We start from the raw sequence: 12841 nt of genomic DNA, 5'->3' as shown, positions 1-12841 counted from the left end.
TCTTCGCAACGCGGAACCGGCTTGAAAGCCGGAATCAGTCTGCCTACGGTCGCCGCAACGATGTGAGGAAACACGATGGCCCAGGAAACCGCAACGCTCGCCGCCTATGTCGCCGACCTGAAATATGACGATATCCCGCCCGAGGTGCTCGACCGCGCCAAGGTGCTGACGCTCGATTTTCTCGGCAGCGCCATCCGCGCCCGGCGCGAGGCGGAATCGACGCCGTCGGTCGTCAACATGCTGGCGGCGTTGAAGCTGGATGCCGCGGGCGAGGCCACCGTGTTCGGTGACAGCAGGACATGGACGCCCGCCGTGGCGGCGCTGCTCAACGGCACGATGGGGCATTCGCTCGACTTCGACGATACCCACGCGGACTCCTCGCTGCATCCGAGCGCGCCGGTGGTACCCGCCGCCTTCGCCGTCGGCGAGATGGTCGGCGCGTCCGGCCGCGAGGTGCTGACCGCGATCGTCGCCGGCTATGAGGTGTGCTGCCGGCTCGGCAACGCGCTCGATCCGACCTCGCATTATGCGCGCGGCTTCCACCCGACCGCGACCGCCGGCACCTACGGCGCAGCGGCGGCCGCGGGCAAGCTGTTCGGATTGTCCGAGCAGCAGCTCGTCTACGCCTTCGGCGTCTCCGGCAGCCAGGCGGCGGGCTCGCTGCAGTTTCTCGTCAACGGCGCCTGGAACAAGCGCTATCAGGTCGGGGCGTCGGCGATGAACGGCGTGATCGCGGCGACGCTCGCCAAGAATGATTTCGTCGGCGCGATCGAATCCGTCGAGGGCAAGCATGGGCTCCTGGTCGGCTACACCGACACGCCGCATCATGAGAAGGCGGTCGCGGGTCTCGGCACGACCTACGAGACGATGAAGATCGGCGTGAAGCCGTATCCGAGCTGCCGCTATACCCATGCCGCGATCGACGCGATCATCGCGCTGCGCCGCGAGCACAATCTGACGCCGGACCAGGTCAAGCGTGTCGAAGTCGGCCTGCATCGCAACGGCATCACCTTGACCGGCGACGCGAGCACCAAGCGACATCCGACCTCGATCGTCGGCGGCCAGTTCTCGATGTTCTTCACCGGCGCGCTGGCGCTCGACCAGGGCCGCTTCGGCTGGGATGACTACACGCGTCTGGGTGACAGCGCGATCAACAGCCTCGCCGACAAGTTCGATGTCGTGCAGGATGACAAATTGGAAGGCCGCAGCCATCCCTTCGGCGCGCGCGTCACCATCACCACCGAGGACGGCGTGCACGAGCGGCTGCACGACGATCCCTCGGGCGAGCCGACGTCGTTTCCGACGGCGCAGGCGATGAGTGACAAGTTCATCACCTTGGCGCGGCCGGTCCTGAGCAGTCGCGCGCAGAGTTTTGCCGATGCGATCCTGTCGCTGGAGCGGTTCGATCGCGTCGAGCAGGCCACCGCCTTGGGGAGGGCCTGATCCAAGCATCACTCCCCACGCGTCGCGGCGATCACCTCGCTCACGAGCTGGCCGACGCCGTCCGCCTCCGGCGGCCAATTCACGGTGCGGCCGAAGCGCGCGATGACCAGGCGCTCCGAAGGGATGACGACGACATACTGGCCGAGCGTGCCTTTGGCGAAGAAGGCATCGCGCGGCCAGCCGTGGGAGACGCGATAGGTAGCGCCAAAGCTGTCGCCGCGGTTGGTCCAGAAGCCGGCGCCGAGGCCGACGAAGGCTCCGGGAGTCGGGGTGCTGACGTAATCGACCCAGCCGGCGGGCAGGATGCGGCGGCCGGCGATCACGCCATCGTCGAGATACAATTGGCCAAGCCGCGCCCAGTCGCGCGCGGTGGCCAGCATCTGGCTCGATCCTTCCGGCGTGCCGGCGGCATCGAATTCGATGGTGACGTTGCGCATGCCGAGCGGATCGAACAACGCGCGATGCGCAAACCGCAGGACATCCGCGGCACTGCCGCCGGCAGCGGCGCGGATGAGATGCGAGAGAATGACGGTGTTGCCGTCGTGATAGTTGCTGACCGCGCCCGGCGCGGTTTCGAGCGGCATGGATTCGGCAAACGCCGCGCGGTCGGGCTCGACGAACTTCATCCGGTTGACCGGCTCGAACGCCGACAGCAACGAGGCCTGCAGCGAGCTGCCGAGCGCGAGCCCGGCGGTGTGGCGCAGCAGGTGGTCGACGGTGATGGCATGGCGCGGATCTTTCTCATCTTGCCACGCCGCGATCGGCGCGGGCCCATGCAGCGCGAGCTTGCCCTGGCGAACGAGGATGCCGATCAGGGTCGCAGTCATCGACTTGGTCGCGGAGAAGCCGAGCAAAGGCGTCTCGACGGGGAAGCCGGGGGCATAGCGTTCGGCGATCAGCTTGCCGTCCTTGAGCACGACGACCGCATGGGTGCGCCGAAAGGGCGGCGCTTCCGGCTCGGCGAAGGCCCGGTCGAGGGCGGCGGCCAAGGCCGGCGTGGCCGGCTCCACGAGGCGCGAAGGGCCGATCTCGGCCAGCAGAGCCGGCTGCGACGCGGGCAGCCGCATGGCCGGCCATCCCTCCGCCCCGCCATGATCGAGATGGCAACCGAGGCCGTCGCGATAGACCGCATGACTGCGGCCGAGGCCGAGCAAGGTCACGGTGACGTCCTTGGCGGCCCGATCCACTTGGACATTCATGGCCCAGGTCAGCAGGCCAGCACCAGGCATCGCATCCCGGGTTTCGGCCAGCACACGGTCCGGATCGAGGCCGGAGACGAAGGTCTCCGAGCACACGACGCTGGCGATGAAGCCCGTCGCCACTTGCGGCACATCGCGGGCACGGGCGGCGCCGAGCGCAAGGGCGGTCACAGCGACAGTCGACACGAAGACGAGAAGCCGGCGGCGGCGATTCATGGGAAGCTCCGGTAGATGAACCTGCCGGACCACACCGCAGCGGCTGTCGCACGGCTCGCCGATTTCGAAACATGCACCCGCCGAAACGCGCGGCGAGCTCGCCGATTTCGGAATTCTCCTTTGATGTCAGCGCTCGAACCATCACGCCGCGGCCAGCCTCATGCGCCGGAACTCGGTCGGCGTCACCCCGGTCGCGGCCTTGAAGGCGCGGTTGAAGGGGCCGAGCGACTGGAAGCCGGCGTCCATTGCGATGGTGATCACGGGCACCTCGGCCTGGGCGGGATCGGCGAGCGCGGCCTTGGCTTCCTCGATGCGGTGGTTGTTCAGGAAGGTATTGAAGTTGCGGTAGCCGAGCTCGCCATTGATGAGACGACGCAGCCGGTATTCGGGAATGGCGAGCCGGGTCGCCAGCATGCCGATGGTGACGTTCTCCTGCCGGTAGATCCGCTCGTCGGCCATCAGCCGCATCAGCGCGTCGACCAGCTTGCGGTTGGCGGCAGGCTGGGCCGCGACAACCGGCTCCGGCACGCTTATCGCGTCATGCGGCGCCTCGGGAGCGAACACGTCGGACGCACCGACCTTCAGCAGCATCACCGCGACGGCGCCGACGACGGCCAAGAACATCGCCGCATTGACGACATTGGCGAGCTCCGACGGACCACTGCCAGCCGCGACCATCTGCAGCAGCGCGTTGACGCCGCCGTAACCAAGCGCCGCGATGACGACGAAAGCGCGGACGCGACGGCGGCCCTCGACGAGATCCGCCGACCACGACCGGATCGTCTGCGCCAGAGTCAGGCCGACGAAACCAAGCGCCAGCAAATTGTTCGCGACGATGACGATCCTCGCATGCCCCGCCGGCCCGAGCACGAGACAGCTGATCAGGCTGAAGCTGGACACCGCGAGCCAGATCAGGCCGTGCTGCCATCGCGGCGCAAAGCCGTCATCAAACAGCGCGCGGCAGAACAGCCAGAGCACGACGATGTCGGCGGTCGCCAGCGCGATCAGCGGCGCAGCGGCGAGCGAGGGCACCGCGGTGCCGCCGATGTTGAACGTCGCCGCATGCGCGGCCGAGCCGAGCGCCAGCGCGACGGCGAGCCGGCCGACGGACTGCCTGCCGAGATCACGCCACAACGACACGGCCAGCATGGCGAGCAGCGCGATGGCTGCGGCGCGGAGGGCGAGATCGAGGTGGTCGAGCGGCATCATCACACGTCCAATATCAGCGCCGGAACTCTAGGCCGGGCCTTTGCGGCTTTCAAATCGCACGGATGTCGCGACGTCATGCCCTGCCCTCGCCTTCACGAAACTGCTAAGCTCGCGCAACCACTTTTCAGGAGCGTCCCATGAGCTGGCAGCCATCGATCGATCCCGAATTCGGCGACCCCACCTCCTGTGATGCGCTGGAGCATGTCATCGTGCCACGCACCCGCGATCTCGGCGACGGCTTTGCCGTGCGCCGCGCGCTGCCGCATGGCCGCCGGCAGATGGTCGGACCGTTCATCTTCTTCGATCATTTCGGCCCGGTGCAGTTCGTCTCCGGCAAGGGCATGGACGTGCGGCCGCATCCGCATATCGGCTTGGCCACCGTCACCTATCTGTTCGACGGCGCCATTATGCATCGCGACAGCGAGGGCAACGTCCAGGAGATCCAGCCCGGCGCGATGAACCTGATGACCGCCGGCCGCGGCATCGCGCATTCCGAACGCACGCCGGACCTGCAGCGGCAGAACGGGCAGCAGATGCTGGGCCTGCAGAGCTGGATCGCGCTCCCTGTGGAATCCGAGGAGATTGCGCCGAGCTTTCAGCATTATGCGGCGGGCGCGCTGCCGACGGTCAGCGACACCGGCTTTTCGGCGCGCATCATCGCCGGCAAGGCGTTCGGAAAAGCCTCGCCGGTGACGATGGTCTCGCCGTGGTTCTATGTCGAGGTCACAGCGCAGGCCGGCACCGTCGTGCCGCTTGATCCTGACCACGAGGAGCGCGCGATCTATATCGTCGACGGCGAAATCGAGATCGCGCGCGAGCGCCATGAGGGCCCGCGGCTGCTGATCTTCCGGCCCGGCGATGCGATCAGCGTTCGTACCATCAAGCCGACCCGGATGATGTTCCTCGGCGGCGATGCGCTGGAGGGACCGCGCCACGTCTGGTGGAATTTCGTCTCCTCCAGCAAGGAGCGGATCGAGCAGGCCAAGCAGGACTGGAAAACCGGCCGCTTCGCCGCCGTTCCGCAGGAGCACGAGTTCATTCCGCTGCCGGAATAGGCTATGGGAGCCGATGCTCCCTTTCGAAGGCCTTGAACCATGACCACGCTTCTCGCCAGCAATCTGCCGCTTCCGAAGATCGGCCGCGGCAAGGTCCGCGACATCTATGCCGTCGGCGACGACCGCGTGCTGCTCTTGACCACCGACCGCATCTCCGCGTTCGACGTCGTGATGGACGAGACCATCCCGATGAAGGGCGCGGTGCTGACGCAGATCTCGGCCTACTGGTTCAGCGCGCTCGAAGGCGTCGTGCATCACCACATGATCTCGGCCGACACGGATGAGATCATCGCCGCGGTGCCCGAGCTGAAGCCGCATCGCAAGGAGATTCTGGGCCGCGCGATGCTGTGCAAGCGCACCACCGTGTTTCCGATCGAATGCGTGATCCGCGGCTATCTCTCCGGCTCGGCCTGGAAGGAATATGCCGCGAGCGGCACGCTGGCCGGCGAGCAGCTGCCGGCGGGGCTGGTCGAAAGCCAGAAGCTCGAGCCCGCGATCTTCAGCCCGGCGACCAAGGCCGAGACCGGCCACGACGAGAACATCACCATCGCGCGGATGCGCGAGGTGGTCGGCGACGACACGGCCTATACGCTGGAGAGCATGACGCGCGCGGTCTATACGCTGGGTGAAACGCTCGCGCGTGAGCAGGGCATCATCATCGCCGACACCAAGTTCGAGTTCGGCCGCGACAAGGATGGCAACATCATCCTGATCGACGAGGTGATGACGCCCGACAGTTCGCGGTTCTGGGCCGTCGATGCCTATCAGCCGGGCCAGCCGCAGCCGAGCTTCGACAAGCAGCCGTTGCGCGACTATCTGGATTCCGAACGCAAGGCGGGCCGCTGGAACGGCGAAGCCCCGCCACCACCGCTGCCTCGAAACGTGGTGGACGCGACGAGCCAGCGCTATCTCGAAGCGTTCCGGCGCGTGACGGGGAGTGAGCTGAAGATCTGAGGATCGCAGGCTCATGCGTTGACGGTTGGGTTGGGCTTTTTGTCTTAGCGCATCATCGACAGTGTGCATCGGGGACCCCCACCCCCGACCCCTCCCCCTTGCGGGCCCGCAAGGGGGAGGGGCCAATCTGCGGCCGCTTTCTTGGTCAATTCGAACTCCTCAGCCTTTCTGCTCGAAATCTTGTGGCAAGAGGCACGCTCTGTCGTCTCCCCTCCCCCTTGCGGGGAGGGGTCGGGGGTGGGGGTCCGCTCGGCGAGATCATCATGATGCGCACCAATACGCCCGCAGCGCCGTCGCGCCCGAGTTGATCAAAACAGAGCCCTCCGAAAATGCCGAGGGCGCAGGGAAGGCCGGGAGCTGGCTGCTCCCATGGCCCGCGTGCGAAAAAGAATGCACGCGGCGGTCACCACAGGTTCAGCCGAGACATCCCGGCCCTCCCTGCGCGATGGGTTTAACGTCTGCTCCGAGCTCTCCCCGGGGACCGGGCTTTCTTGCCCCCGTCGCCAGTGCGACACGTCCTGTCAAGGATCACGTCACACCGACTTGGCGCCAGCATCGGGGCGCCAGGACCACACGGCTTGAACGTCCGCGAGCTGTCCATCGTCCAGCGCATCAGCACCTGACAGACAAGCGGCCACCGCTCCCCGCCTCTACGTATCGTGACGACGCGTACGCCCCTCTGCATGAGGACGGGATGCGCGCATCAAAGCATGATTTCTGATTTTTAGCAAGCGGCTTTTTGCCCGCCCGGATGGGTCACCGTTCGCGCAAGCGCCACGACCCCAGCCAGCGATCGACACCACTCAGCCATCAATCGCCTTCCGCAAACTGATGCTCGACATGGAATGACTTGGCGGTCACCCGCCATGCGCCGTCGATCAGATGAAAACAGAGATAGTCGAGATAGAGGATCCGATCGATCCTGACCCTCACCTTCACGAGCGCCTGCGTTGCCGATGCCAGATCGACCAGCAGCACCTCTTGCTGACGCGGCGCCGCTTTCGCTTCCGGCGAGGGAGTTGTTTCCAGCACATGGCGATATTCGGCCGCGGTCAGAACGCGCAGCGCCTGATCGCGGAAGCCGTGCAACTGCGCTGTGGGTGCGAACACACGATCGAAACGGCTGACGTCGAAGTCGAACATCATGTCGAAGTAACGATCGACGGTAGAAAGCAGTGTGTGGGGCGGTGCAGGATCTGTCATGTTCAGCTCACGGGTGGTGTTGACTGCCCTTGATCTTGGCGCGGAACGCCGCAGCATGTCCTTGCGAACTGTGCTAACCTCCCGATCCTCGGCGCAATGAATTGTCCCTTCAGCAGCCGGATTGGGCGAGACATGCCAAAAATCACGCTCGATGCCATCGACCATCGCATTATCCGCGAGCTGCAAGCTGATGCACGGCTGAGCAATGTCGAGCTTGCGGATCGCGTCGGACTGTCACCTTCTCCATGCCTTCGGCGCGTGAAGCGGCTGGAGCGCGATGGCATCATTCAAGGTTACCGCGCGGTGCTCAACCGCGACAGCGTGGGGCTGGGCTTTTCCGCGTTCCTCGCCGTCAAGATCGAGGGACATGCCAACGTGCACGCGCTCGACTTCGAGGACACCGTTTGCGCGATGCCCGAAGTCCTCGCCTGTCATCTGGTGTCCGGCGACTCAGACTACTTGCTCGAAGTCGTGACGGCCGATCTGGAGCACTACCGGCGCTTCCTGGTCGAACGATTGCTGAACCTGCCGATCGTCCGGGAGGTCAAAAGCAATATCGCCATTCAGACCCGCAAGGCAACGGCCCCGTTGCCGCTTTCAGAACCGCTCTGAGGGTGTGGACAGTCGGAGAGTGAGAGCAATGATTTCGAGGAGTCGTGCGCAAGAGGTCGCGGCAGCCTGGTCATGGGCCTGAGCACCAACGCCCCGATCATCCTGCTGCCCGGCATGGACGGGACTGGACAGTTGCTGAAGCCCCTCGCCGAACGTCTGTCGGCGAACCGCCCTACGCACATCATCGCCTATCCCTTCGATCGGTACCTCGACTACGACCAGCTCGCACGGTTCGTCGGCGAGCGCTTGCCTCGGCATCGCTTCGTCATTCTGGGGGAGTCATTTTCTGGACCGATTGCAATCGAGATCGCAGCCACGAACCCGCGAGTCGCCGGGCTCATCCTTGCGTCAAGCTTTGCGCGGCATCCGCTGCCGCGGTGGATGTCGCCGCTCACTTGGCTGCTCGATGCGCGATGGATGCCGTCCACGCTCATGGCCGCAGCCATCATGGGATCGGCGACAACGCCGGAGCTCAGGCAACGGCTGCAAGACGTCCTGTGCTCGCTGCCGCCGGCGGTCCTGCGCGCGCGGGCCAAAGACGCGCTCCGGATCGACCGGCGCGACCGATTGCGTGCGACCACCTGCCCGATGCTGTGCATGCACGGCAGTGCGGACCTGCTCATTGGTCAGAGAGAAATCTCGGACATCCTTGCGGCTCGGCCCGATTGCGAGCTGTGCGAGCTTGATGCGCCCCACATGTTGCTGGCGACTCATGCCAAAGCTGCTGCCATGGTCATCGATGCGTTCTGCGAGCGCGTTGCACCCGTTCACGATTGAATCGGCAGGGTGGCAAAGGCGAGAGCGCAGTGCATCTCCGGGCGAGTTCGCGGTGACGCCGTGCCCACCGTCTTGCTGGAGCATGCGCGGATAGACGGTGGGCACGCGGCCGCCTGCGCAGCTGCTTTGCCCAGCCTATAGTTCGCGTGCCTGAGCTAATCGTCGAACCCGACGAACACCGTCGCGTCCTTCACCGACTTGCGCTCCGACACCACGGCATTCGCCGGGAAATCATGATCCGGCCAGCCGAGCGCGATGCTCTTCATGATGATCTGGTCGTCGGCGATGCCGGCGTGCTCGCGGACGACGGGCGACTGCATGATGCCCTGGCTGTTGATGACGGCGCCGAGGCCGCGCGACCAGGCGGCGTTGACCAGCGCCGTCGTCACCGCGCCGCAATCGAACGGCGTGTCGTCGCTGCCGTCGAGCACGCGGTCATAGGTGACGATGATGCAGACCGGGGCGTCGAACTGGCGGAAGCCGCGCAGCACCCAGTCCTGGCGTTTGTCCTTGTCGTCGCGCGCGATGCCCATCGCGGAGAACAATTGCTTGGCGACCTGCACCTGGCGGTCGCGGTGATGGCCCGCGAACGGCTGGCCCGTGCGGAATTCACGCGACTGCGGCACGCCGGCGACCATGCGCTCGGTGTTGCCGGCGCGAATGCGGTTCAGCGGCTCGCCGGTGATGACGTAGAAATTCCAGGGCTGGGTGTTCATTGACGACGGCGCGCGCATCGCAAGCGTGATGATCTCCTCGATCAGCGCGCGCGGCACCGGATCAGGCTTGTAGCCACGAATGCTGCGGCGGCCGAGGATGACGTCGTCGAATTCCATGTGCGTGATATTCCTGCCCTGAGTTTGTTTGGTCGCGATCTTCGCGGCTTTTGAGTTCCGGCGCAAGATTGACGACCGCCAGCAGCGCCTCGTCGCGCGCTATCGCGTCACCATCGACGCAATCGTGCGCGCCAGATCCAGGGGACTTTCCACCAGACGGTCTGCGCCGGCCGTTTCCAACTCATCACGGCTGCCATAGCCCCAGAGCACGCCGAGACTGCGCAGTCCCACCGCGTGCGCGCCGGCAATGTCGTGGCGGCGATCGCCGATCATGACGCCGTCGCGCGCGGAGATATTCCGCATCGAGAGAATATGCGCGAGCAGCTCGGGCTTGTGATCCAATGCGCCTGACGGCACCGAGCCATGGATGGCGGTGAACAATGATGCCAGCTCGAGATGCTCCAGGATGCGGCGCGCGAACACCTCACGCTTCGATGTCGCGAGATAGAGCCGCAGGCCGGCGCCGTGCATCTCCTGCAACGCCTCGCGGATACCCGGATAGAGCGCGCAGTCGAACAGGCCGACATCGCCATAATGCCGGCGATAGGCCAGAACGGCTTCGTCGACACGGCCGTCGCCACGGGCCTGCAGCAGCGCACGCAGCATGTCCTGCAACGGCGGCCCGATGAAGGCGGCGATGTCGAGCGTGTCCTCGGGCGTATGTCCGAGCGATCGTAAGGCGGCCCGCGTGCTGGCAGCGATGCCGGGGCGTGAATCGATCAGAGTGCCGTCGAGATCGAGCAGAACCAAATGAATGGAAGAGTGAAGCGAAGACATGGCCGAGCATAGCGCCGGGCGGCCAAAGCGCCAACGTCGATATCGCCGCGTCGCGTGGGCGGCTCGTCACGCGGTCCTTTGCGTCCAATCTCTTCTGACGCAGGATGCGCCGGCTGGCCTTCAACGCCCAGCATGACTGGAGGATCACACGAATGGACTTCTCCATCGAATGGCCGGACGACTTTGCCAACTACGAATGGGAAGTGACGGCGAAGGGGTGGTTTACGCTGAAAATGATCGTTTCAGACCGACGATATTGCCTGAACGTCTATGATCCCGCTCGCCTCGGCCAGGAAATTCAATCCGACCTCAAGCGCGGGAAGCCGTTCTTCGAACCGAATCTGGTTGTCGTCGAATCCGTGACGCGCGCTGCGATCGAACAGGCCGTCCACGAGCTCGTGCGATCCGGCCGCGCCGCCGACTTGATCGAAGAATCGACGGAGTCGAAAGCACGGTAGATCAGGGTCAAGTCTTCAATCCGCGCCCCTGCCGAACACCCATTCGAGCGCGGCATTCTGGGCATGCAACAGAAATGCCTTCGCTTGCGTCACGCGACAGGCATGGTGCCGCATCGCATCGTCGGAGACCTCCTGCCCCCGCGTCACCGGCGGACAAGGCAGGAACTCCAGATCCGGCCGCAGACCGTCGAGGAGATCTGCGGTGATCTGATAGTCCTGCAAGAGGCCGGGTTCCTCATCCCTCGGCCAGCAATCGGTGACGATCACGTCGGCGTCCTGCAAGGCGGCGAGATCGGTCGTGACGTGGAAGCGCGGTGACTCGCCCTGCGCGTGCCATCGCGCCGGATAGACCTGGACGACGTCGATCGGAAGCACCTGCGCGACCTCGATCCACGAGCCCAGGATGTTCGCGGCCGGCGCCACGACGGCGATCTTCAATCCGTCGATCGCGCCGCGCCGATGCCACAGGAAGGCGAGGTCGCCGAGCGTCTCGCAAGGGTGATTCTGCCGCGTGCGCGCGTTGATCACCGGTGCCTGCGCCCAGTGCGACAATGCATAGAGCATCTCGAGCTCCGGCGTGCGGCAGACCACGGCATCGAACCAGTTGTCGAGATAGGCGGCGAGATCCTCGACCGCCTCCGTCGCGTTGAGACGGATCGGCGCGTGCACGCAGAGACCGCCCATCGCCTGCACGCCGAGATCGAAGGCCGTGGTGTTCCGCCAGCCGCCATCATCGACCACGAGCGCGATGCGGCGGCCTGCGAGCGCTTGCGGCATCGCGCGCGCCCGCCAGCAGGCGGCGAGTTCCTGCGCGCGCGTCAGCATGCCGAGGATATCGGAGCCGTCGAGGTCACCCAGGGCCAGGATGTCGCGCTCACCCACCATGCACTCTCATCACATCCTCAAGGGCGGGCCGATCGGTCTGAAGGCCGGTGTCGGTCATGCGCCGTTCGCGATTGCCCTGCCCCCACCACGAGCATAACCTTGCTGAAAAATCCAGGAAGGAACCGCATCGATGGCACAGATCGCAACGATCGAGACCGGGCTGTATCGCATTCCACTCAGCGTGGCGCTGTCCGACAGCACGCATGGCGAGATGACGGCGTTCGAGCTGATCACCTGCCGGGTGCGCGATGCCGACGGCGCCGAGGGCACAGGCTACACCTACACGGTCGGCCGCAACGGCTATGCCGTGGCCGACATTCTCAAGCGCGAGATCACCGAGCTGGTTGCAGGCTACGAGGCCGACAACACCGAGGCCATCTGGCACCGGGTGTGGTGGGGCCTGCATTATGGCGGGCGCGGCGGCCCGGTCGTGCTGGCGCTGTCGGCGCTCGACATCGCGCTGTGGGACCTCAAGGCGCGGCGGGCCGGCCTGCCGCTGTTCCGCCTGCTCGGCGGCTTCGATGCGCGGGTGCCATGCTATGCGGGCGGCATCGATCTTTATCTCTCGATCGATGCGCTGCTGAAGCAGACCGACGACAATCTCGCGCGCGGCTTTCGCGCCATCAAGATGAAGGTCGGACGGCCCGATCTCGGCGCCGACGTCGCGCGCGTCAGGGCGATGCGCCAGCATCTCGGCGACGGTTTTCCGCTGATGGCGGATGCCAACATGAAGTGGACGGTGGAGGAGGCGATCCGCGCGGCGCGGGCGTTGCAGCCGTTCGACCTCACCTGGCTGGAGGAGCCGACCATTCCCGACGATATCGCGGGCCACGCGCGGATTCTCGCCGCCGGCGGCGTGCCGATCGCGGCCGGCGAGAACCTGCGCTCGCTGTGGGACTTCAAGAACTACATCGCCGCCGGCGCCGTGTCCTATCCCGAGCCCGACGTCACCAATTGCGGCGGCGTCAGCGCCTTCATGAAGATCGCGCGGCTGGCGGAGGCCTTCAACCTGCCGGTCACCAGCCATGGTGCGCACGACATCACCGTGCACCTGCTCGCCGCCTGCCCCAACCGCTCCTATCTCGAGGCGCACGGCTTCGGCCTGGACCACTACATCGAGCATCCGCTGGTGCTCGAGAACGGCATGGCGCAGGCCGCGTCGCGGCCGGGTCACGGCATCCGTTTCGACTGGGAGGGACTGGCGAAGCTCGCGGGGTGAG

The 12841-nt window shown here is 65.6% G+C and carries 13 protein-coding genes; 7 read left to right on the top strand and 6 right to left on the bottom strand.

From position 1 onward, the window contains the following. Nucleotides 1–75: 75 nt before the first annotated feature. Nucleotides 76–1443: an MmgE/PrpD family protein gene (locus ACQR1L_RS11735; protein WP_434858106.1), complete on the top strand. Its 1368-nt coding sequence runs from the start codon at nt 76–78 to the stop codon at nt 1441–1443. A gap of 8 nt (nt 1444–1451) precedes the next feature. Here ACQR1L_RS11735 and ACQR1L_RS11730 read toward each other — a convergent pair whose 3' ends face one another. Beyond that, entirely contained in the window at nt 1452–2858 is a 1407-nt protein-coding gene (locus ACQR1L_RS11730; RefSeq protein WP_434858105.1) for a serine hydrolase domain-containing protein, read from the bottom strand. Between the two features lie 141 nt (nt 2859–2999). After that, nucleotides 3000–4064 carry a helix-turn-helix domain-containing protein gene (locus ACQR1L_RS11725; protein WP_434858296.1) on the bottom strand — a complete coding sequence of 355 codons (1065 nt, stop codon included), beginning with the start codon at nt 4062–4064 and terminating at the stop codon, nt 3000–3002. A gap of 140 nt (nt 4065–4204) precedes the next feature. Here ACQR1L_RS11725 and ACQR1L_RS11720 point away from each other — a divergent pair, with 140 nt between their 5' ends. Further along, on the top strand, nt 4205–5122 hold the full coding sequence (locus ACQR1L_RS11720) for a pirin family protein (protein ID WP_434858104.1): 918 nt from the start codon (nt 4205–4207) through the stop codon (nt 5120–5122). Between the two features lie 39 nt (nt 5123–5161). After that, nucleotides 5162–6076 carry a phosphoribosylaminoimidazolesuccinocarboxamide synthase gene (locus ACQR1L_RS11715; RefSeq protein WP_434858103.1) on the top strand — a complete coding sequence of 305 codons (915 nt, stop codon included), beginning with the start codon at nt 5162–5164 and terminating at the stop codon, nt 6074–6076. A gap of 810 nt (nt 6077–6886) precedes the next feature. Here ACQR1L_RS11715 and ACQR1L_RS11710 read toward each other — a convergent pair. Continuing rightward, on the bottom strand, nt 6887–7444 hold the full coding sequence (locus ACQR1L_RS11710) for a nuclear transport factor 2 family protein (RefSeq protein ID WP_434858102.1): 558 nt from the start codon (nt 7442–7444) through the stop codon (nt 6887–6889). Here ACQR1L_RS11710 and ACQR1L_RS11705 point away from each other — a divergent pair. Beyond that, nucleotides 7412–7891, top strand: coding sequence for an Lrp/AsnC family transcriptional regulator (locus ACQR1L_RS11705; protein WP_434858101.1), 480 nt, complete (start codon nt 7412–7414; stop codon nt 7889–7891). The genes ACQR1L_RS11710 and ACQR1L_RS11705 overlap by 33 nt on opposite strands. Nucleotides 7892–7963: 72 nt before the next feature. Further along, complete coding sequence (locus tag ACQR1L_RS11700) at nt 7964–8668, top strand: alpha/beta fold hydrolase (protein ID WP_434858100.1); 705 nt, start codon at nt 7964–7966, stop codon at nt 8666–8668. Nucleotides 8669–8823: 155 nt separating this feature from the next. Here ACQR1L_RS11700 and ACQR1L_RS11695 read toward each other — a convergent pair whose 3' ends face one another. Together ACQR1L_RS11695 and ACQR1L_RS11690 are read right to left on the bottom strand one after the other, a co-directional pair. Further along, nucleotides 8824–9501 carry a nitroreductase gene (locus tag ACQR1L_RS11695; RefSeq protein WP_434858099.1) on the bottom strand — a complete coding sequence of 226 codons (678 nt, stop codon included), beginning with the start codon at nt 9499–9501 and terminating at the stop codon, nt 8824–8826. Nucleotides 9502–9600: 99 nt separating this feature from the next. Beyond that, the gene (locus ACQR1L_RS11690; RefSeq protein WP_434858098.1) at nt 9601–10278 is read right to left on the bottom strand and encodes an HAD hydrolase-like protein; all 678 of its coding nucleotides are present in this window, start codon (nt 10276–10278) and stop codon (nt 9601–9603) included. 152 nt (nt 10279–10430) lie between these two features. Between ACQR1L_RS11690 and ACQR1L_RS11685 the strand changes: the two genes are divergently transcribed. After that, nucleotides 10431–10736 (top strand): hypothetical protein, encoded by a 306-nt coding sequence (locus tag ACQR1L_RS11685; protein ID WP_434858097.1) that lies wholly within the window; start codon nt 10431–10433, stop codon nt 10734–10736. A 15-nt stretch (nt 10737–10751) separates the two neighbouring features. Here ACQR1L_RS11685 and ACQR1L_RS11680 read toward each other — a convergent pair whose 3' ends face one another. Further along, nucleotides 10752–11621, bottom strand: a complete 870-nt coding sequence (locus ACQR1L_RS11680; protein WP_434858096.1) for an ornithine carbamoyltransferase — start codon at nt 11619–11621, stop codon at nt 10752–10754. Nucleotides 11622–11751: 130 nt separating this feature from the next. Between ACQR1L_RS11680 and ACQR1L_RS11675 the strand changes: the two genes are divergently transcribed. Next, entirely contained in the window at nt 11752–12840 is a 1089-nt protein-coding gene (locus ACQR1L_RS11675) for a mandelate racemase/muconate lactonizing enzyme family protein (protein WP_434858095.1), read from the top strand. Nucleotide 12841: the final 1 nt, after the last annotated feature.

The organism is Bradyrhizobium sp. HKCCYLR20261 (assembly GCF_051168435.1).
Lineage (GTDB): Bacteria > Pseudomonadota > Alphaproteobacteria > Rhizobiales > Xanthobacteraceae > Bradyrhizobium.
This window is presented reverse-complemented; position numbering and strand designations above follow the sequence as displayed.